The organism is Phytohabitans sp. LZ39, from assembly GCF_059359075.1.
Genome location: NZ_JCADBM010000016.1, coordinates 207,692 through 228,014, shown reverse-complemented (window position 1 = coordinate 228,014; position 20,323 = coordinate 207,692). Strand labels below are relative to the sequence as shown.

Here is a 20,323-nt window from a genome sequence, read left to right as displayed (position 1 = left end):
ATGCCGACCGCCGCCGAGCCGTGGACCGTCCTCGCGGACGTCCTGCTCCAGTGCGAGGCGCTGATCTGCCGGCTGGCCGAGGGGCGGCCGCCGCGCGACTTCGCCGGCCTGTTCGTCGGGCAGGAAGACCTCGACCGCGTCCTCGCCACGCTGCCCGGCCTCGACGGCCCCGAGCCGGAACGCGTGGCCGCCGTTCGCGCGCGGGTGCGCACCGAGGTGGAGCGGGGCCGGAAGGACTTCGCCGACTCGCTGGCCGGTCCGTCAGCGTTCGCCGCGCTGGTCCGGTCGGCCCGGCTCGGCCGCGCCGAGGCCGAGGCGCTGGCCCTGCTCGCCGCCGTGGAGCTGGCGCCGGCCCGGCAGCGACTCGTCGCCTACGTGCAGGACTCCGTGCAGCTGCCCCAGGTCACGCTCGCGACGCTCGCCCGGATCTTCCCCGGCTCCGGCGCCACCCAGGTGGCGCCCGACTCGCGGCTGCGCCGCGCCGAGCTCGTCGAGGTCTCGGCGACCGGTCCGTGGGCCACCCGCACATGTGCGCTGCCCGCCCGTGTCGCCTGGCAGCTCAACGGCGACCGCTCCGCCGACCCCGAGCTGCCGCCCGGCGCGTCGCGGCGCCTCACCGACCACAGTGGAACACCGGCCGGCGGGCTGCTGCTGGTCACCGGCGCCGATCGGGAGAGCCGGCTGCGCGCGGTCGACGAGCGGTGGCCGGGGCGCGGTCGCCTGCTCTGCGCGGTACCCGGAAATGGCGCGGAGTGGGCCGCGACGGTGCGTGAGGCCACGCTCGGAGATCTCGTGGTGGTGCTCGACCTGGCCGCGCCGCTCGACGCGACCGGGCGTGACGCGGTGGCGCGGGCCGACCATCTGGCGTGGGCGCTCTGCTCGCGGCCGGAGCTGCCGCTGGAGTCCGTGCCGCCGCTGCCGTGGCAGGAGGTGCGGGTCGCGAGCGGGGAGGCCGACGACGGCGACTGGCAGCGCGCGCTGGGCCGGGCACCCGACCCCGCGTACCGCCTGGATCGCGACCAGCTGCGGCTCGTGGCAGCGGCAGTCGCCGCCGGCGACGGCGGTCTCGGGCCGGCCGTGCGCCGCCTGGCCGGCGGGCACCTCGACGGCGTCGCGGTCCGGGTACGCCCGCGGCGCACCTGGGACGACCTGATCGTGCCGCCCGACGACGCCCGGCAGCTGCGCGAGCTCGCGGCACGCCACCGGGGCCGCGAGGTCGTGTACGGGCGCTGGCGTTTTCCGCCGCTGCCGTCGACCGGCACGGTCGCGCTCTTCGCCGGACCGTCCGGCACCGGCAAGACGCTCGCCGCCGAGGTCGTCGCCGGCGAGCTGGGCCTCGATCTGTACAAAGTGGATCTCTCGGCGGTGGTCAGCAAGTACATCGGCGAGACCGAAAAGAACCTGGAGCGCATCTTCGGCGCCGCCGCGGCCGGCGACCTGGTGCTGTTCTTCGACGAGGCCGACGCGCTCTTCGGCAAGCGGTCGGAGGTCAGCGACGCGCACGACCGGTACGCGAACATCGAGGTGGCCTACCTGCTTCAACGGCTGGAGACCTACGACGGGCTCGTGGTCCTCGCCACCAACCTCCAGCGCAACATCGACCACGCGTTCCTGCGCCGCATCTCGACCGCCGTCGACTTCGTGCTGCCCGAGGAAGAGCAGCGCCGGGCGATCTGGGCCCGCGCGTTTCCGCCGACGGCGCCGGTCGCCGACCTCGACCTCGACTTCCTGGCCCGGCAGTTCAAGGTCTCCGGCGGCGTCATACACAACGCCGCGCTGAGCGCCGCGTTCCTCGCCGCGGAAGACGGCAGCCCGATCACGATGCGGCACGTCGCGCTCTCGCTCAAGCGCGAGTTCCAGAAGCTCGGCCGGTTGCGCACGGAGGTCGAGTTCGAGCGCTACTTCGACCTGGTGAATCGAGACGCCGATGCTGCACCTGCTCGATGAGTCGCTGGAAGCCTTCCTGCGCGCCACGGTCCCGTTGGCCCAGCGCGAGGTCGACGTCGTCTTCGACGCGCCCGACGGCGACTGGGCCGCCGGCGTCTCCCGGCCCACCGTCGATCTGTATCTCTGGGACGTGCGCCCCAACCTCTCCGAACGGGAGTACGGCGAGGAGGTGGTCGCCCTCGACAACGGCCGCCGCGCCCGGCGCGACCAACTGCCCAGAGTGGACTGTCGCTACCTGGTGACCGCCTGGACCCGCGAGGTCCGCGACGAGCACTCCCTGCTCGGCGACGTGCTGGCGGCACTGCTGCTGCACAAGGTGATCGCACCCGAACACCTGCGCGGCCCGTTCGCCGACGTACGCCCGCTGCCCTCGGTGACGCTGCGCAGCGGCGACGGCAGCGAGAATTCCGACTTCTGGTCGGCGCTGGGCGGCCAGCTCAAGCCCGGCCTGGACCTCGTCGTCACGGCCACCCTGGACGCCACGGCACTGTCGGCGGCCGGCCCGCCGGTCGAGAAGGTACTGCCTTCCGTGGTCGACTCCATCGCGAGGAGAAACGGCGATGCGCCAGCGCATTGAGCTCCTCCCGGAGGAGCTGCTCGCCAAGAAACGGCCCGACGCGCACCGGGCGCCCGCCCCGGCCCTGCCGGCCGGCGTGTCCAACCGCTCGCTCGCCGCGTTCCTGTCCGGTCCGTCGGGCGGGCGGTCCGGCCACCGGCACGTCCTTGCCGGCCTCGGCATCGGGCACGGTGTCGCGGCCGAGACGCCGCGGATCTTCGACGAGCCCAAGTCCTACGACGCCGCGGCCCGCCTCGGCGCGCACGCGTTCTCCTGGCGCGGCGACGTCTACCTCGGCCGCGACCTCGGCCGGCCCGGCGCGCCGAGCCGTGCCGACGCGCTCCGGCACGAGCTGGCCCACGCCGGACAGGCGCGGCGCACCGGCACGCCGGCGTCCACGACGGTCCTGGAACGCGAGGCACACACCGGCGGTACGGCACAGCCCGCCAACCCGGACGTCCCGCTCGGCCTGTGGTGGCTGATCCCGATCGCGGTCGGCGGCTACATCCTGCTGCGGCCGAAGGTCGCCAACGCCCCGGGACCCGGCGACAAGCTGGTCAGCAGCCCGTCCGACGCGCAGATCGTCGGCGAGGCCCTCGCGCTGTTCGCCGTGCCGGGCGGCGTGGCCGGGGCACTCGGGAGGGCCGGCTACGGCGTGGTCACCGCGTACGCCATCGGCGGGGCCGCGTCCACCACATCGTTCCGGGCCGTGCAAGACGTCGGTGAGGGCGAGTTCTCGGGCGTGGAGGCGTACGTCGTGGACGCCACCACGGGCGCGATCATCGGCGTGGTCGCCGGTGGCGTCGTGCGTCTCATCGGCGGCCCAGCGGCGGCTTCGGGTCCGGGCTCGGAGCGGGCGCTGGCGCATTTCACCACCGCCTCCGGTGAAACCGGGATCACGTCGAGCGGTGTGCTGCGCGGCTCCCAGGGGATCTACGCGCTGCCCGAGTCGGCGACCAGCCAGGGCACGGCGGTGCGGGTCCTGCGCACGCTCGTGTCGCCCAGCAACACCCGCGCGTACGTCGGCATACCGAAGGAAGCGTCCGGCCTCTTCACCCAGCCCGTCCCGGTCGGGCCGGTCTCGCTGTACCAGCGGCTGGCCGGCGTCTACCGGGCCCCCGCTGGCTCGATCGAGCTGGCGACCGGCGCCTTCACCCCGTCGGGCAACGCGCTGGCCAACATCACCGGCCAGTTCTGGCCGTACGGCGTGGACGCGATGATCTGGGTCGCCGCGGGCGCCGGCGGCAGCATGGTGTCGCCCGCCAGCGAGGGCGCGTACGACCGAGGGCTGCTCTCGCCCGTCTACGACCTGGTCGGCAACCGCGAGCCACTGCCCGAGACCTCGCGCACCGACGGGCCGTTCATCTTCGTCGACCCTTACGTGGGCGGCGAGGGCACCGCGGACATCATCGTGTCCGACCAGACGTCCGCGCTGGCGTCGCTGGTCATGCCGCCGGCGCCGGGGGAGGCCCTGGTCTGCGAGGCCGAGCAGCCCCCAATGGACGCCAGCGCGCCGCCAGGGCTGATCTTCGTGGTGCCGCTCAGCCACGAGGGCCTCGAGGCCGCCGGCAACGCCACCCTCCCCAACCTCACCACGACGGGCAGGTGAGGCGGTGCACCTTTGGTTGCACCGCTGAGCCTTCCGGGATGGCGGTGCGGGAGCGACGCTCGTACGCGTGACGCGGGTGTTGATGGGGGACTTCGGTGCCCTGCACCGGGTCGGCCTGGAGGACATCCTCCGCGTCGACGGCATCGAGCTGGTGGAGACCACCGCCGCCGATGTGTTGGGCCGGCTCGTCGAGGTGCTGCCCGACGTCGTCGTGCTCGATCTCGACCAGAGTGACACCGCCGAGCTGGTCGCCCGCATCGTGCATCAGTTTCCGAAGGTGAAGGTCCTGGCGTGCTCGTCCGAGCAGCCGATGATGCGCGTCTACCCGCCGTTGCACTACGGCGAGTTCTACCTGACCGATCTCGACCCCGCGCTGCTGACCAGCGCGGTACAGGCCTGACACAGCGAGGAGATGGTGGCCGTGGCCGCGTCGTACGGAGCGCCGGGCGTCTACATCGAGGAGCAGCCAAGTGGCTCGATGCCGATCGAGGGGGTGGGTACGGCGGTCGCCGCGTTCGTGGGCTTCACCGAGCGGTACGACGCCAACGAGGGTGACCCGACCGACCCGACCGGTGTCAAGCCGCAGCTCGTGACGAGCTGGCCGCAGTACGAGCGGGTCTATGGCGGCTTCGTGCGCGGCGCGATGCTCCCGCACTCGGTGCGCGGCTTCTTCGAAAACGGCGGCAGCGCCTGCTACATCGTGCGGATACCCGGCGGCAACGGGAACGGCGGCGACGGGCGCGCGACGCTGCGCCTGCCGGCGGCCGACCGGCCGGAGGTGGAGAGCCTCACGGTGTCGGCGCTCAACCCCGGGACGCGGGTCGAGGTGGAGGTCGTCCCGCCACCGTCGCCGGCCGAGGGGCAGGAGCCGGACGGCAAGCAGGAGTACACGCTGCGGGTCTACCAGGACGGATCGCTGCGGGAGGAGATCGGCGGTCTCTCGTTCGCCGGCAAGAGCCCGCGGGTGCTCGAGCGGACGGTCAACGAGCGGTCCAAGGTGCTGCGGGTGGAGATCTCGCCGGCGCAGGGGGTCTCGCTGGCCGAGCGGGTGCCGGCGCCGGGACGGTACACATTGGAGACGCCGGCGCTGGAGCCGGTGGCCGTCACCCCCGCCGACCTGGAGGGCTCGGTCACCGAGCGGACCGGCTACCAGGGGCTGGCGATCGCGGAGAACGTCACGATGGTGGCGATCCCCGACCTCTGCACGATCGCCGAGGACGAGGAAAAGTACCTCGCCATCCAGAAGCAGATCGTCGACTGGTGCGAGGCCAGCCGGCGGATGGCCATCCTCGACACGCCGCCCGGCCTCAACGCGACGCGGGCGCTGGAGTGGCGTAGCCGCCTCGGCCGGGATTCGGCCTTCGCCGCGCTCTACTACCCCAACCTCGTCGTGACCAACCCGCTCGCCCGACCCGGCGCCACCAACGGCGAGCTGTACCTCACCGTGCCGCCGGTCGGGCACGTGGCCGGCGTGTGGGCTCGCACCGACGCGGCCCGCGGCGTGTGGAAGGCACCGGCCAACGAGGCGCTGCGCGGCATAGTTCGCCTGGAGAACGACGTGACGAGCGGCGAGCAGGACCTGCTCAACCCGGACGGCATCAACTGCATCCGCTCGTTCGGCACGTACGGCACGAAGATCTGGGGTGCCCGTACGCTCGCGAAGACCGACCCCAGTTGGCGCTACGTCAACGTCCGGCGCCTGTTCAACTTCGTCGAGGAGTCCATCCGGCGAGGTACCCAGTGGGCGGTCTTCGAGCCCAACGACTTCGACCTGTGGCAGCGCGTCAAGCGGACCATCAACGCTTTTCTGCGCGGGCTGTGGATGCAGGGCGCGCTCACCGGCGCCACCGCGGACCAGGCCTTCTACGTCCTCTGCGACGAGAGCAACAACCCGCCGTCCTCTGTGGACGAGGGCAAGCTGATCGTCGAGGTCGGCATCGCCCCGGTCAAGCCCGCCGAGTTCGTCATCTTCCGGATCAGCCAGTGGCAGGGCGGTGGCGCGGCCACCGAGTGAGAGGAGCAGTCATGCCGGACCTCATGACCACCTTCAGCTTCGTCTTGGAGATCGACGGAGTGGAGCTGGCCAGCTTCCGCAAGTGCTCGGGCGTCGAGGCGGAGACCGAGACCATCGAGTACAAGGAGGCCACGAAGGACGGAAAGATGATCATCCGGAAAGTGCCGGGTGCGATGAAGTGGAGCGACATCACGCTGGAGCGCCGCATCGACGAGTCGAAGGCGCTTTGGGAGTGGCGCAAGCAGGTGCAGGAAGGCGACGTCGACGCCGCCCGGCGCACCGGCTCCATCGTCATCAAGGACTCGACGCATACGGAGGTCGCCCGCTGGAACTTCGAGGAGGGCTGGCCCTCGAAGTGGACCGGCGCCGAGCTCGACGCGGGGAGCAACGAGATCGCGACCGAAAAGCTCACGATCACGCACGAAGGGCTGAGTCGCGGATGAGCCTGCGCACCGAGTACCCGTTCACCCTGCCGAAGGGCTACGTCGACGAGCACGGCACACTGCACCGCACCGGCACGATGCGGCTGGCGTGCGCGCGCGACGAGATCGAGCCGCTGCGCGACCCCCGGGTCAAGGAAAACGAGGCGTACGCGACGGTCATCGTGCTCGCCCGGGTGGTGACCGAGCTGGGCACGGTGTCGCGGGTGACGACGAAGACGATCGAGTCGCTCTTCGTCAGCGACTTCGGCTACCTCCAGGACCTCTACCGCATCGTCAACTTCCAGGATCCGTCCATCTTGGACACGGTGGAGCCCGGGAACCCTTTCCCGATGGAGTCGGTGGAGGTGGGATAGGGCACTACGCGCACGACGAGCTGTGGCAGGAGATCGCCTACCTCGCGTACCACCTGCACTGGACCTTCGACAGCCTGCTCGACCTCGAGCACGGCGACCGGATCCGGCTGCTCCAGGAGGTCGGCGGTCTCAACGAGCGCGCATGGCAAGGAGTTCAGGGTGGCTGAGGCACGGACAATGGATCCACCGTTCGTGGGCAAGTTCAAGTTCGAGGTGGGCCCGGACCCGATCGGATACTTCACCGAGGTCTCCGGCCTGTCGGTGCAGATCGACGTCGAGGAGCTGGCGGAGGGCGGGCAAAACGCGTACACGCACCGCCTTCTGGGCCGGATGAAGTGGCCCAACCTCGTCTTCAAGCGCGGCCTCACCGACACCGACGCGCTCTTCAAGTGGCTGATGAGGTTTTCCGGTGAGGGCCTGACCGACGCCGGCAACAAGATCCAGCCGCTCGACGGCACGGTCAGCGTCCTCAACGCGCGCGGCGAACCCGTGCGCATCTGGTCCTTCTACGACGCCAAGCCGGTGCGGTGGAGCGGCCCGAAGCTCGCCGCGTCGTCCCGAGAGCTCGCGGTCGAGGAGTTGGAGGTGTGCCACTGTGGCTTCCGTTCCGGCGGCTGAGCCCGGCCGGCGCCGCGGCCTGCGACGCACCGTGGCGACGGCCATCCGCCGGCTGCTCCGGCGTGCGGCGCCATCCCGCCACGAGGCGGGCGTGGTCGCCGCGCTTCCCGTCCGCCCACCATGGACGCTGGCAGCCTGGTTGCGGCGGCATCGGGCGCTGGCGCCCGCGCGTCACCGCCAGCCTTCCCCGGTACGGCATGTGGCACACCCCCGGCGGCTGCCCATGTCGGCCGCCGGGACCCTGCCCAGACGCTCGTCGCCCACCAGCGTCACGACTCGCTTCCGGAGCCGGCCGGCGCCGGCCGCGGCAGCCCGGCCGAAGTTGCCACGCTCGGTGAACGCCAGGCCGGCGCGGGTCGCTGCCACGTGGTCGGCGCCGGTGCGCAGGGCGATCGCCGGCCGCCCAGAGACCACGACGCCGCCAGGCCGCACGCCGACAGGCCGCACGCCGCCAGCGGCGGTCCGTGTGTTTGCGGCGCCACAGGCAGCGCTGCCCCGGCCGGCCCCACTCTGGACGGTGGCCCGCAGCGCCCACACACCCGGAGCGACCAACACGGCCCCGGTGGGCAGCACGGCCCAGGTGAGCAGCGACACGGCCCGGGTGGGCAGCACGGCCCAGGTGAGCCGCGGCACGGCCCGGATGAGCAGCAGCACCGCTCTGCCGAGCAGCATGGCTCGGACGAGCGGCACAGCCCAGGCGAGCAAATCAGCCGTGGTGAGCAGCTCAGCCGCGGCGCCCGACATCTCGGCCGTGGCGGGGAGCATGCCGGTCGCGGCGAAGAGGATGCCCGTCACGGTGAGCGCGATGCGGAGCGCGCGAACCGCGGGATTGGTGCGGCCCATGGAGTGGGCGCCAGGTGGGCCGGAGGCAGCCACCCGAGCGCACGCGCGCTTGGAGCGGGCGCCAAATGGGACGGAGGCAGCCACCCGAGCGCGCGCTCGCCTCGCGACACCTGGCCGGAAGCAGCGTGAAGGTTTCGTGCCGCACCAGCAACCCGAAACCTTCCCGATCAGGCCGCAGCCCGCCCGGCAAGTCCACCCCGCGGCGCGGCAAGCCCACCGCGCGGCGCCGCCGTGGCCGGCGTCGTCGCCCACGAGGCCGCCGGCGCACGGGATGCCCACGATCGCCAGGCCCACCCCCGTCCGAGCGAGGCCGGCGCTGGCGAGGCGGCCGGCGAGTGGGCCGTCGTTCCAGCCGCCGACGGGCGCCGGGGACCTGCCGGTGGCCGGCTCGGCACCGCTGCCGCCGGGCAACGTGCCCGATCCGACTGGCACCGTGCGGCTGACGCCTTGGCGCTCGACCGTCCAGATGAGACAGCCGCGTAGGGTGGACGCCACACCGCGACGGCGCTGGGAAGCCGCGGTCGCCGCACGTCCGCTGGAAGCCCCGCGGGCGTTGCCCGCGCCCTACCGGGCGATGGCGGCCACGATCACCGGCGCGGCACATCCGCCCCGCTTCACCACCGGACCCGCGACCCGGCACGCCCTCGCCGCGGCGGGCGCTCTGGGCGCCACCACCGGATCCGTCGTGCACCTGCCCGGACCGCCCTCGCCGGCGACGGCGGCGGTACTCGCCCACGAGCTGACACACGCCCGGCGCCCGGTCCGCCGCCCGCGCTTCCTCCTCGCCGGGCTCGCGGGAGCGGTCGACGACGACGAACGCGCCGCCCTGGCGGCCGGTGGCCTACGCCAGGGTGGCATCCCGAACGACGCCGGCGGTATGAGCGCGGGCATCGTCGACCGGCTGCCCGTCGGCAGCGGCATGGGAGGTGTCACGGACGTCGCCGCCCGCGTCGCCCGCGCCACGCTCATCGAGGCCGGCGCGTCGACGCCGTCCCCGGGGCCGGTCATGGGAAACGCCGGCCCCACCACCCAGGAGGCGGTGCCAGCTCCCGCCGCCGCCCCCGTGGTCCAGGGCGGCGCGCCCCCCGGCGCCGCCGCTGGAGGAAAGACCACGGCCGGCCCGCAGCCGCTGGACGTCGAGCGGGTCGTGGAAGCGGTGGAGGAACGGCTCCTGCGCGAGATCGAGCGCCGGGGCGGCCGATGGGCGGGGGTGTTCTGACAATGACGGCACCGCAGGAAGCCACCGGACCGGCGAAGGCGCGCCTGCGCATCGAGCCGGGCAGCGACGAGATCACGTTCCTGTTCAACCCGGCCGAGCTGACGATCACCAAGGCCAACTCCTGGGACGCCGCGGAGGGCAAGGGCCGCAACGCGCCGGAGCTGCGTTTCCAGGCGGGCCAGCCGGGCACTATCGCGCTCAGCATCACGCTCGACACGACCAGCGAGGGCACCGACGTCACCAAGCACACGAGCAAGCTGCTCGATCTCATGAAGGTCAACCCCGCGCTGCCCGGCTCGGACTCGGGGCGTAACAAGGCCCGGCCGCCGTGGGTCGAGTTCCACTGGGGGACGCTGCACTCGTTCAAGGCGATCGTGGAGCGGTTGCAGATCAAGTACACGTACTTCGCGAGCAGCGGGATGCCGTTGCGGGCAAAGGCCGACCTCAGCCTCAAGCAGTGGATGGACGACGGGCTGAAGCCGCTCCAGAACCCCACCTCGCACACGCCCACGCTGCACCGCACCCACCGGGTCGTGCGGGGTGAGACCCTCGACCGGATCGCCGCCGCGCACTATTCCGACCCGACGCGGTGGCGGCTCATCGCGGAGGCGAACGCGGTGGTCGACCCGATCGCCGTGGCGGCGGGCACGCTCCTCGTCATTCCCGAACTGCCGGTGCGTCGCCGTGGCTGAGCAGAAACGCCTCGACGGCGTGGTGCTGACGGTGGACGGCCGCCCGCTGCCACCGGACATGTACGCGAACCTGACGCTCGCCCGCGTCGAGGAGTCGGTCCAGCTTCCCGACTACTTCGCGGTGCACTTCGACGACCCGCACTTCGAGCTGTTCGACCGAGGGCTGTTCGCGATCGGTACCCGGATAGAGGTGGCCTTCCGCGCGGAGGGCGACCCGGTGGTCGTCACCGTCGGCGAGGTGACGGCGGTGGCGGTCGAGCAGGGCACCGCGGGGCGGCACGAGCTGGTGCTGACCGGGCTGGACCTGACCCACCGCCTCGCCCGCGGCCCTAAGTCGCGCAGCTTCCAGCGGATGACCGACGCCGACATCGCGGCGCAGATCGGCGGCGAGCACGGCCTCACGCCCGATGTGGACAGCACCGGCGAGGTGCACGACTACGTGTTGCAGGCGAGCGAGAGCGACTACGCGTTCCTGCGGCGGCGGGCGGGGCGGATCGGCTTCGACTTCTGGATCAGCGAGCAGACCTTCCACTTCAAGCGCAAGCCGCGCGGCCCGGGCACCCCGCCGCCGCTGAAGTGGGGCGACAACCTGCGCCGCTTCTCCGTCCGCTTCGCCTCCGGCGAGCGCGCCGACGAGGTACAAATCAACGGCTGGGACCCGCTGGCGAAGCGGGCGGTGACCGGCCGGGCGAGCGAGGGCGACCCGGGCACCGACGCACCCGCCGCCGAGGAGATGGCCGCCGCCGCCCGTCGCGGCTTCGGCCGGGTACGGCGTTCCGCCGGCCAGTTTCCGGTGGCCGACCAGGCGGAGGCCGACGCGCTCGCCAAGTCGCTGCTGCTGCGTACCTCCGGCGGCGAGGTGGTGCTGCGCGGCGAGGCGGTGGGCGACCCGCTCCTGGGCGCCGGCGGCGACGTGCGGATCGAAAACGTCGGCTCCCGCCTCTCCGGCCGCTACCGGATCACCAGTGTGGAGCACGTGTACGGCGCCGGACGTCCGTACGTGACCAAGTTCGTCTGTGGCGGGAAGGAGCCGGCCGGGCTGGCCGACCTGGTCGGCGCGACCGGTGGTGGCGGGGTCGAGCGGCGCGGCTGGGGGAGCCTGGTCATCGGCATCGTCACCAACAACGCCGACCCGGAGAAGCTCGGCCGGGTGCGGGTGACGTTCCCGACGCTGTCGGTCGACGACGAGAGCACCTGGGCGCGGGTGGTCAGCCCGGGTGGCGGCCACAAGCGCGGCATGCAGTGGCTGCCGGAGGTGGACGACGAGGTGCTGGTGGGCTTCGAGCTGGAGGACAAGACCCGCCCGGTTGTCCTGGGTGGACTGTGGAACAGGCAGGACCCGCCGCCGCAGCCCGACGTCTGCGCCGGTGGCGTGGTGCAGGCGCGGGTGCTGGCCAGCCGGGGCGACTCACGGCTGGTGATGACCGACGACCCCACCCCGTCCGTGCACCTGTCGCTGGGCGGCGACAGCTGCCACGTTCACCTCGAACGCACCGAGTCGGCCCTCACCGGCGAGCAGAAGCTGGTCGTCTCCGCCACCAACGTGGAGATCAAGGCCACCCAGAAGCTCGCCCTCAGCGGCGCCCAGGTCGAGATCAGCGCGACCGGCCCGGTGACCGTGTCCGGCAGCCCGATCAAGTTGAACTGAGGGGGAAGGCATGCCCCAACCGGCGGCGCGCCAGAACGATCCGGTCACCGCGACGGACACCCACATCCTGCTCATGCCGTCGCCGGGCGGCCCGGTGCCGACCCCGACGCCGCTGCCGTTCGCGGGCCGGCTGGTGTCCGCACTGTCGACCGACGTCTTCGCCAACGGCCTCCCGGTCGCGGTCGTCGGCAGCGTCGCGCAGAACATGCCTCCCCACATCCCGGTGCCGAGCAGCTCGTTCAGCAAGCCGCCGACCAACCAGGGGCGGGTGGTCAACGGTTCGCCGACCGTGTTCGTCAACGGCAAGCCGCTGGCCCGCATGGGCGACCCGGTGATGACCTGCAACGACCCCGTCGACCTTCCGGTGGGCACGATCACCGCCGGCTCACCGGACGTGCTGGCCGGATGAACAGGCATGGCGACTTCGTCGGCAGCGGCTGGGGCTTTCCGGCCGCGGTCTCCCGTACGGGTGCGGTGCGGCTGCTCAGCGGGACGAACGAGCTGGACGGCGCCATCCGCATGATCCTCTCGACGGTGCCCGGCGAGCGGGTGATGCGGCCCGACTTCGGCTGCGCGATGTGGGGCCTTGTCTTCGCCCCGCTCAACGCGGCCACCCTCGGCCTGATCGAGCAGTCGGTACGCGAGGCGCTGGAACGCTGGGAGCCGCGCATCGAGCTGGATCTCGTGCAGGCACGACCGGAGCAGGCCACCGGCACGGTCCACATCGAACTCGAGTATCGCGTGCGGTCGACCAACGACACACGCAACCTGGTCTATCCCTTCTATACCATCCCCTCCGAGGAGCGAATGCCATGAGTTTGCCGGCACCAAACCTCGATGACCGCCGCTTCCAGGACATCGTCGACGAGGCCAAGCGACGGATCCCACGCCACTGTCCGGAGTGGACAGATCACAACGTCTCCGATCCGGGCATCGCGCTGGTCGAGCTCTTCGCCTGGATGACCGAGATGACGCTGTACCGGCTCAACCAGGTGCCCGACCGGCTGTACGTCAAGTTTCTGGAGCTGGTCGGCGTCGAGCTGTTCTCCGCCGTGCCGGCGCGGGCCGACCTGCTTTTCACCCTCACCGCGCCGCGCGCCGAACCGCTGCGGATACCGGCCGGCAGCCAGGTCAGCACCGAGCGCAGCGGCGACGAGGAGCCGGTCGTCTTCCTCACCGACACGGACCTGCGGCTCGTGCCGCCACAGCTCGTCGCCTGCCTGACTCCGAGCGGCGACCGGTTCGAAGACCGCTGGGACGACCTGCGCCGCGCGGCCGCCTCGGTGCGCCTGTTCGTCACGCTGCGACCGGACGACGCTGTCTACTTCGGACTCGCCGAGTCGGCGGCGTCGCACTTGCTGCGGCTCGACGTGACTACCGGGCCCGAGGGCGCCGGCGTCGACCCGCGCCGGCCGCCGCGCGTCTGGGAGGCGTGGGACGGGCGGGAGTGGCGCGACGTGCGCATCCTGGATGACACCAGTGCCGGCTTCAACTCGCCCGGCCAGCTAACGCTCCTCATGCCGCCGCGGCACGAGCCGCTCGCGCTCGGTGCGCGCCGCGCGCACTGGCTGCGCTGCCGGCTCACCCGCCCGGCGACCGGCCAGCCCGAATACCGCAACCCGCCCGAGCTCGAGGCGCTCTCCGTGGTGGCGCTCGGCGGCACGGCGACCGCGTACCACGCCGAGCCGGCCCCGGCGGAGCTGCTCGGCACCAGCGACGGCCGGCCGGGCCAGGTCTTCCAGGTGCGGCGGGTGCCGGTGCTGCCGCGCCGGCCCGAGGAGACGGTGCGGGTCGTGCTGCCCCGCCACGACCGTGGGTCCGAGCCCGAGGAGCAGACCTGGACCGAGGTCGCCGACCTTGCCGACGCGACCGCCGACGACACCGTCTTCACCTGGTCCGGGGCAAACGGCGAAATCCGCTTCGGGCCGCGGGTCGTCAGCCGCGACGGCACTGTGCGGCAGCACGGCGCCATCCCGCCCATCGACGCCCAGGTGTACGTCACCGGCTACCGCTTCGGCGGCGGCCGGCGCGGCAACGTGGCGGCCAACCGGCTCACCGTGCTCCACACGTCGATCCCGTTCGTCGCGGCGGTGACGAACCTCGACCCCACCCGCGGCGGGGTGGATCCGGAGACGGTGGAAAACGCGAAGCTGCGCGGGCCGATGCTGCTGCGCGGCGCCCGCCGCGCGGTCACCGCCGACGACGTGGTGCGCCTCACGCTGGACGCCGCGCCGGCGGTGGCACGCGCGCGCTGCCTGCCGCCGGAAGACCCGGGCGATCCGGCGCACCTGCTCGTGGTGCCGCGCGTCGACGTGCCGCCCGCCGCGCTCGTGCTCGACGACCTCGTCATCCCGCCGGAGTTGGAAGAGCAGATCAAGGCATATCTGGAACCCCGCCGCCTGCTCACCATGCGACTGCGGATCGCCACCCCGACGTACCAGGGGGTCAAGATTTTCGCCGAGGTCCGCGCGGCGACGGGTGTGCGGCCGGAGACCGTGCGCGAGCACACCGAGCAGGCCCTCTACGAGTACGTCAACCCGCTCACCGGCGGGCCGGGCGGCCAGGGTTGGCCGTTCGGCATGGACCTGCAACAGGGCGACGTCTACAGCGTCCTGCACGGCGCGCTCGGCGTGCGCAGCGTGGAGGCGGTCCACTTCATCACCGCCGACCTCCGTACCCAGAAGCCGATCCAGCAGGTCGACCAGCGGGTACGGCTGGCGCCCGCGTCGCTGTTCATGTCGTTCCAGCACCGGGTGGTGGTGCGGCAGTGACCGGCTGGTTGGTGACCCAACTGCCCCGCGCGATGGTGGCCGATCCCGTGCTGCTCGGGTTCGCGACCGCCTTCGAGGAGGTCGCCGACACGGTACGGGCCCGCATCGACAGCATCGAGCACCAGGTCGACGCCGGGCTCGCCTCGCCCGAGATGCTCCAGTTCCTCGCCTCCTGGCTGGGGCTCGTCCTGGAGCCCACCGATCCGCCCGCGTACCGGCGGGCCCTGGTCCGGGAGGTCGGCCGGCTGCTCGGCTGGCGCGGCACCCGGCACGGCATCGAAGGGCTGCTGGAGGCGGCCACCGGCGCCCGGGTGACCGTGGTCGACGGCGGCGGGATCTACGGGCGCGACGACCCGGTGCCCCCGGCCGATCCGGTGGTGAAGGTCAGCCTCGACCACACCGGCCACCTCAGCGAGGCGCAGGTGCGCGGCTTCCTGGAGGGGGAGCTGCCACTCGGCGCCCAACTCGAGCTGGATGTCCGCTACCCGGCGGCGGGCCCGACCCGCGGTCGTGCCCGGGTGCGGCCACCCGGCGAGGAAGGAGGCGGCGATGCCTGACGTCACCGGCCGGCAGAGCCTTACCTGCCCCGACTGTGGGACACCGGTACGGCCCGATCGCGAGCGCCTGTGCCCGAAGTGCGGCTACCTGCTCGCCTCGCTCCGCACCACACCGGAGCCGGCGGACTTCGGCCCGCAGCGCACGCCGGGGGAGAAGGGCGAAGCCACGAGCGTCATACCCGCGAGGCGGCCCGACCCCACCGGCACCGTCATCGACGGCGCGCCGCTGCCAGGACCCGGCGAGGTCGACTGTCCACGTTGTAGGGAACGGAACCCGATGGAGCGGGTCCGGTGCCAGCGCTGCGGGCTGGAGCTGCGTGTCCCGCAAGCGGTCGCGCCGCCGCCGCTCCCGATGGCGCCGCCGGCGCCGCCGGCGCGGTCAGGCTCGCTGGCGCGCAAGCTCCTGCCGGTGGCCGGCGCTGTCGTCGGCGCGGCCGCGCTGATCGGCGTGGCCGTCTTCCTCGCCGGCCGGGGGCCGGACCTCGACGGCGATCCGCCACCGGGTGGGGGCGGCGCGGCACCGCCGGGTCTGGTGCAGGTCGACCCGAGGAGTGTCCGCGCCAGCGCGTCCAGCACCAACCCGGACCGGGGTTTCGCGGTGACGAACACATTGGACGGTGACGCCGCCACGACGTGGCAGAGCGACGGCGGGCGGTTGCGCAGCAACGTCGGTGTACGGCTGACCTACCAGTTCGCCAACCCGGTGCAGCTCACCAGGATCACGCTCGTCAACGGCGACGGCCGTTCGCCCGACGACTACGCGAACAACCAGCGGGTCAAGCGGCTCCGGCTCACCAGCGGCTCGTGGTCGGCCCGCTGGAACCTGGACGACCGCGTCGAGCCGCAGACGCTCGACGTCGAGGCCGGATCGGTCAGCTCGCTGACGCTGGAGGTGGAAAGCACCTACCCGGGCGCCCGCTTCAAGGACCTCGCGGTCACCGAGGTCGCCTTCTACGTACGGTCGTGAGCCGTCACGTGGACGGGGTGAACCGGATCTCCACGATCTGCGCCGCGGGGACGGTGCCGTCGGCGGCGGGGAGGCCGCGTACCACCAGGAAGTCGATCTCGGTGCGCCGTTCCTCAGGGGTGACGGTCAGGTCGTTTTCGACGAAGCGGGTGTTGTCTTTGTAGAAGACCTCGAGTTGACGGGTCTCCTCGTCGCCCGCGACGGTGACCTGGATCGTGGAGACCGAGACCCGCAACCTGATCAGGACGGGCACGTCCGTGCACTCGTTTTCGTTGTTGGAAAGGGCGGCGGAAAGGGAGCGGCCGCTGTTGGCGTCTCCGGTGACCGCTACCGAGAACGCGTTCGCGCACTCCTGGCGCACGCCCTGCTCCGGCGCCCCGGAAATCAGAAGCCCGCGCCGCCGGAACGCGTCGTCGTCGAGTACCCCGTTGGCTGGTTCGCCGAAGGGTTGGGTGACATCGACGACCTGCGGGTCCGGTGGCGGTGGTCCGGTGGGTGAGGGTGCCTCTGTGGTGGGCGGCGCGCTGGGACTCGGCGGGGCCGCCGCGGACGGTGAAGCCGGTGGCACGACGGCGGGCCCGGAGGTGGCGACTCCGGGTGGCCCGGTGGCACCCGGGTCGGGCTCTTCTTCGCCGCCCCGGGCGATCAGCGCTCCGGCCAGCACGGCCCCGACCACCGCGACGACGGCACCCACCATGCCGGCGGTGCGCACCAACTTCGAGGCGAAACGGGGCCGCTGCACGAACGTGGCGGTGCCGGTGCCCCGGGCGCCGCCGCCGACGGCCTCGACGGTCAGCACCCGCTGCTTTTCCTTGTTCCACGGGACGGGCGCGTGGACGCTCAGGAACGAGTGTGCTGTCGCGCCCTGCGGCAGGTCGAGGACGGGCGGCTCGAACGTCGACGCGACCCGCCGCTCCGGGTCGGACGCGCCGAGTGCCAGCCGCACCGGCAGGTTGCCCCCGTTGGTGACCTGCACCGTGTACCGGGCGCCGCGGCCGCCGGTCGCGACCTCGGGATCGACCCGCACCGCGAGGTCGTCGACGGCCGCGAGGGTCAGCGGAAACTCCTCGCAGCGCGAGACCTCCGGCCGGTAGCGCGAGCGCACGAGGACGCCCAGCGTGTAGAGGCCGGCCGCGGCCGGCGACTGCTCGGGCACCGCGAGCTGCACGGTCGCCGTGGCGGTCTCGCCGGGCCGCAGCTTGGCGACGTCGGGCTCGACCCGCGCGGTCGCGCCGGCCGGGAGCCCGAGCATCTCGACCACGTAGTGCTCGACGATGTCGCTCGTATTTCGCAGTGTGACGTCGAAGTTGAACCGATCGCCGGGTGCCGCGTCAATCCGATTGATCGACACTGTCACCCGCAGTGGCAATGCCATCCCGCCTCCCGGATCCGTCTCACACGGGAGTCACGAGTCCAATGTGCCACGCACCCGGCGCCCCGTACACCAGCTTGCGGAAAGGCGACAGAGCCGCCGCGGGAGAGCCTTCCGGGTCGAGGCGGCTCTGGCTCCGCGCCTGGAAACCGAGGTTCCAGATAAACCTAGATTCCAGATAAAGATGTGAGCTACCGCGATGTCCGTCGTGGTCCGGACCGTTGCTCCCGCGGCCTTACCCGTCCGCTGTTGGTCGCGCTGACCCCGCCGGCTGCGCCGGCCCTTGTGGGCCGGCCGGAGCGGTGCCCGCGGGAGCATACGGTCTGCGACTGACGCGGACGCGGGAAAAACAGCTTGGAAACCACCACGACGGCAACCCCGAATCCGAAGTCCGCTAGTGCGGTGGATAGGGCGGCTGCTGCGGCGGCGGGTAGTACGGCTGCTGTGGCGCCGGATAGTGCGGCTGCGGCTGGTACTGCTGCGGCGGCGTGAGCTGGCCCGGCGGCACCTGGTTGACCGGCACCCCCGTGAGTGGCGCGGGACGGGAGACCGTCACCTGCTGGGGCGGCCCGGACACCGGGATCACCGCTTCCTGCGGCGGTGGCAGGGGCACGTCGTCGAGCGCGGCCATGGTCATGCGCGGCAGCGTGGTGATCGCCGGGTCGCACTCGACCGCCTGCACGACGGACCCTCTGCCCTCACCCTTGACCAGCAGCAACGCGTAGTCGGGCAGATCCTGGAGCACACGCGGCTCGACGGCGAACTCGTAGACCCGCTGGGCGGATGTCGCGTTGCTCCAGTTGGTGCCCGTGGCGGTCGACAGCGTCTGGCTCCAGTCACGGGTATGGCTCCAGTTTCGCGTGCGGCTCCAGAAGCTGCCGCCGTGCCGCTGCCCGCCGGAGGACCCGGAGTATCCGCCCTTGGTCACCGAATGACCCTCCGAAATGGAGTATCCCTCGGAGTCGGCGACCGTGTGCGTCTCGTTGCCGCCGAGCGTGCGGGTCAGCTGGCTGAGCACGAACTTGTGCTGCCGTCCGATGAACTCCGCCGCCTGCTGCGCCTCCTGGTGGTTGCCCAGGCGCATGAAGCAGACCTCGCCGCCGCCCAGCAGCTGCCGCGTCTGCTCGCGCAGGTGCTGGAAGAAAAGCACCAACCGCACGCCGCTCCGCTCGCACACGGTGGTCAACCGCTCGATGTGCTGGTGGTGCACCTCGTCGGCGCCCGACACGACGATCGAGCCGCCCTGGACCCGCCCGCGCATCACCTGCCGGATGAGCCACTGCACGATCAGATCCTTGAGCAGCTCGCCGTGCGCACTGCGACCGTCCCGGTCGGCGACGAGGCAGGACAGGTCGACGGCGGGCAGGTCGACCGCCGAGGCACCCATCGACTCCAGCGGGCGTAGGAAGCCCTCGATCCGCCGCAGGTGCGGATGCGCCTGGCGGCGCGCCTCGTCGGACATCAGGTCGCGCACCCGCGCGACCTCCGCGGGGCTCAGCGCCGGCTCACCCGAGCGGTCGGTCAGCACCCGCAACCCGGCGATCACGCGGGCCACGGTGATGTCGCCCCCGAGCACCTCGCAGATCTCGGTGAGGATCATCGTGTCCTGGCTCCGCTCCGCGCGGCTGCCGGTCTCCCGGTCGCCGTACATCGACTCCACCAGGCTGTCGACAAGCTCCCGCGTCTCCAGGCCGGCCGCCAGGTTGACCTGGTCGAGCTGCGACGGCAGGGCGGTGAGCCGGACGGTGCGGCGTGTCTCCTCGGCCAGGCTGAGCAGCTCGCCGCAGAGCGCCTCACCGGTGAAGTCGACCAACGTGACCGCACCCCGCGTGCTCAGCAGCGAACCGCCGAACACGGTGAGGAGGGCCTCCCAACCCCAACTCGTGCCACCGACGATGTCGACCCGGCGGTTTCCCGGCGCCGGCGCGGCCGCACCCCACTCGAACATCTGGTCGACCGCGGCCCGCTGGTGGTGGTCATGCGCCGCGCGGCGGGCGTTCCAGTGCGCCATGGCCTGCTGGTAGGCCTCCTGGACGCGCTGCTGCTCGCGCTGGAGCGCGCTCTTCGCGTTGTTGTAGACAAGCCACGGCAGGACGGCGGCGCCGGCGGCGGCCAGCCCGACGAGCAGGCCGAAGACCATCAGCCCGGTGCCGGCGCCCTCGCTGCCGGAGCTGGCCATGCCGCCACAGCACAGCAGCAGAAAGCCGAACCCACCGCCGATCCCGAGCACCAGCAGGATCCGCTTGGCCATCTGTGCCTGGTGCGTCGCCACGCGCTGCGCGAAGACGGGATTGACCATCTCCGGCACCGGCGGTGGCTCCATAAAGCGACGACGATAGAGATTTCGATCGCGAAAGATCCAACCAAGCCGCTCTCCAGGCACCGCGAGACGGCTCAATTGACCAGCGACTGGGACGGCGGCAGTCATGGTGAGGGGAGCACCTTTCGACGGCGAAAATCAATGTATGGCAGTCAAGCAGCAGCCGAGTCAAGAAAGAAGTCCACTATCGGCCTAACGCACAATCTGAGCGACTGGCCAACAATCGAATGGATGATCGGACGCCGGACACCACTTTGGGCCGACCCTTTCCGGCAAAGAATGACAGCGACCTTTCGGAGTAGGATCACGCGCCGTCGTGACGCCTTCAAGCAGATTCGCCCACGTCCGTGTCAGCTGCGGACATGCCTCGATCCGGTTTCTCTCCCGTCGCTTC

Annotated in this window: 20 protein-coding genes; 17 read left to right on the top strand and 3 right to left on the bottom strand. The window is 72.0% G+C overall.

Going from position 1 to position 20,323, the window contains the following annotated elements; all coding sequences use genetic code 11:
- From AC5L36_RS28770 to AC5L36_RS28730, 9 genes are all read left to right on the top strand, one after another.
- Nucleotides 1-1,947, top strand: coding sequence for an ATP-binding protein (locus tag AC5L36_RS28770; protein WP_441221828.1), 1,947 nt, complete (start codon nucleotides 1-3; stop codon nucleotides 1,945-1,947).
- Complete coding sequence (locus tag AC5L36_RS28765) at nucleotides 1,928-2,524, top strand: Pvc16 family protein (RefSeq protein ID WP_441221826.1); 597 nt, start codon at nucleotides 1,928-1,930, stop codon at nucleotides 2,522-2,524. Before AC5L36_RS28770 ends, AC5L36_RS28765 begins: the two co-directional genes overlap by 20 nt.
- The gene (locus tag AC5L36_RS28760) at nucleotides 2,508-4,112 is read left to right on the top strand and encodes an eCIS core domain-containing protein (protein ID WP_441221824.1); all 1,605 of its coding nucleotides are present in this window, start codon (nucleotides 2,508-2,510) and stop codon (nucleotides 4,110-4,112) included. Before AC5L36_RS28765 ends, AC5L36_RS28760 begins: the two co-directional genes overlap by 17 nt.
- Before the next feature lie 67 nt (nucleotides 4,113-4,179).
- Nucleotides 4,180-4,512 (top strand): response regulator, encoded by a 333-nt coding sequence (locus AC5L36_RS28755; RefSeq protein WP_441221822.1) that lies wholly within the window; start codon nucleotides 4,180-4,182, stop codon nucleotides 4,510-4,512.
- A 12-nt stretch (nucleotides 4,513-4,524) separates the two neighbouring features.
- On the top strand, nucleotides 4,525-6,126 hold the full coding sequence (locus AC5L36_RS28750) for a phage tail sheath family protein (RefSeq protein WP_441221820.1): 1,602 nt from the start codon (nucleotides 4,525-4,527) through the stop codon (nucleotides 6,124-6,126).
- Nucleotides 6,127-6,137: 11 nt separating this feature from the next.
- The gene (locus AC5L36_RS28745) at nucleotides 6,138-6,569 is read left to right on the top strand and encodes a phage tail protein (protein WP_441221818.1); all 432 of its coding nucleotides are present in this window, start codon (nucleotides 6,138-6,140) and stop codon (nucleotides 6,567-6,569) included.
- Nucleotides 6,566-6,922, top strand: coding sequence for a hypothetical protein (locus tag AC5L36_RS28740; RefSeq protein WP_441221816.1), 357 nt, complete (start codon nucleotides 6,566-6,568; stop codon nucleotides 6,920-6,922). Before AC5L36_RS28745 ends, AC5L36_RS28740 begins: the two co-directional genes overlap by 4 nt.
- Complete coding sequence (locus AC5L36_RS28735; RefSeq protein WP_441221886.1) at nucleotides 6,919-7,089, top strand: DUF6760 family protein; 171 nt, start codon at nucleotides 6,919-6,921, stop codon at nucleotides 7,087-7,089. Before AC5L36_RS28740 ends, AC5L36_RS28735 begins: the two co-directional genes overlap by 4 nt.
- Entirely contained in the window at nucleotides 7,082-7,540 is a 459-nt protein-coding gene (locus AC5L36_RS28730) for a phage tail protein (RefSeq protein WP_441221814.1), read from the top strand. The genes AC5L36_RS28735 and AC5L36_RS28730 overlap by 8 nt, the downstream gene beginning before the upstream one ends.
- A gap of 171 nt (nucleotides 7,541-7,711) precedes the next feature.
- Here AC5L36_RS28730 and AC5L36_RS28725 read toward each other — a convergent pair whose 3' ends face one another.
- Entirely contained in the window at nucleotides 7,712-8,383 is a 672-nt protein-coding gene (locus AC5L36_RS28725; protein ID WP_441221813.1) for a hypothetical protein, read from the bottom strand.
- Nucleotides 8,384-8,867: 484 nt separating this feature from the next.
- On the opposite strand from AC5L36_RS28725, the gene AC5L36_RS28720 reads away from it, so the two are divergent.
- The 8 genes from AC5L36_RS28720 to AC5L36_RS28685 are packed head-to-tail and all read left to right on the top strand — an operon-like array spanning nucleotide 8,868 to nucleotide 16,237.
- On the top strand, nucleotides 8,868-9,602 hold the full coding sequence (locus tag AC5L36_RS28720; protein ID WP_494909189.1) for an eCIS core domain-containing protein: 735 nt from the start codon (nucleotides 8,868-8,870) through the stop codon (nucleotides 9,600-9,602).
- A 2-nt stretch (nucleotides 9,603-9,604) separates the two neighbouring features.
- Entirely contained in the window at nucleotides 9,605-10,294 is a 690-nt protein-coding gene (locus AC5L36_RS28715) for a CIS tube protein (RefSeq protein ID WP_441221809.1), read from the top strand.
- Nucleotides 10,287-11,942: a VgrG-related protein gene (locus AC5L36_RS28710; protein WP_441221807.1), complete on the top strand. Its 1,656-nt coding sequence runs from the start codon at nucleotides 10,287-10,289 to the stop codon at nucleotides 11,940-11,942. The genes AC5L36_RS28715 and AC5L36_RS28710 overlap by 8 nt, the downstream gene beginning before the upstream one ends.
- Before the next feature lie 10 nt (nucleotides 11,943-11,952).
- Nucleotides 11,953-12,351 carry a PAAR domain-containing protein gene (locus tag AC5L36_RS28705; protein WP_441221805.1) on the top strand — a complete coding sequence of 133 codons (399 nt, stop codon included), beginning with the start codon at nucleotides 11,953-11,955 and terminating at the stop codon, nucleotides 12,349-12,351.
- Nucleotides 12,348-12,758: a GPW/gp25 family protein gene (locus AC5L36_RS28700; protein WP_441221803.1), complete on the top strand. Its 411-nt coding sequence runs from the start codon at nucleotides 12,348-12,350 to the stop codon at nucleotides 12,756-12,758. Before AC5L36_RS28705 ends, AC5L36_RS28700 begins: the two co-directional genes overlap by 4 nt.
- Complete coding sequence (locus AC5L36_RS28695) at nucleotides 12,755-14,713, top strand: putative baseplate assembly protein (RefSeq protein ID WP_441221801.1); 1,959 nt, start codon at nucleotides 12,755-12,757, stop codon at nucleotides 14,711-14,713. The genes AC5L36_RS28700 and AC5L36_RS28695 overlap by 4 nt, the downstream gene beginning before the upstream one ends.
- Nucleotides 14,710-15,270 (top strand): phage tail protein, encoded by a 561-nt coding sequence (locus AC5L36_RS28690; RefSeq protein ID WP_441221799.1) that lies wholly within the window; start codon nucleotides 14,710-14,712, stop codon nucleotides 15,268-15,270. The genes AC5L36_RS28695 and AC5L36_RS28690 overlap by 4 nt, the downstream gene beginning before the upstream one ends.
- Entirely contained in the window at nucleotides 15,263-16,237 is a 975-nt protein-coding gene (locus AC5L36_RS28685) for an NADase-type glycan-binding domain-containing protein (RefSeq protein ID WP_441221797.1), read from the top strand. The genes AC5L36_RS28690 and AC5L36_RS28685 overlap by 8 nt, the downstream gene beginning before the upstream one ends.
- A gap of 4 nt (nucleotides 16,238-16,241) precedes the next feature.
- On the opposite strand, the gene AC5L36_RS28680 is transcribed toward AC5L36_RS28685, so the two are convergent.
- Both AC5L36_RS28680 and AC5L36_RS28675 read right to left on the bottom strand, forming a co-directional pair.
- A complete protein-coding gene (locus tag AC5L36_RS28680) occupies nucleotides 16,242-17,612 on the bottom strand; it encodes a COG1470 family protein (RefSeq protein ID WP_441221795.1) in 1,371 nt (456 codons plus the stop codon).
- Between the two features lie 391 nt (nucleotides 17,613-18,003).
- Nucleotides 18,004-19,932 (bottom strand): hypothetical protein, encoded by a 1,929-nt coding sequence (locus tag AC5L36_RS28675; RefSeq protein WP_441221793.1) that lies wholly within the window; start codon nucleotides 19,930-19,932, stop codon nucleotides 18,004-18,006.
- Nucleotides 19,933-20,323 lie beyond the last annotated feature (391 nt).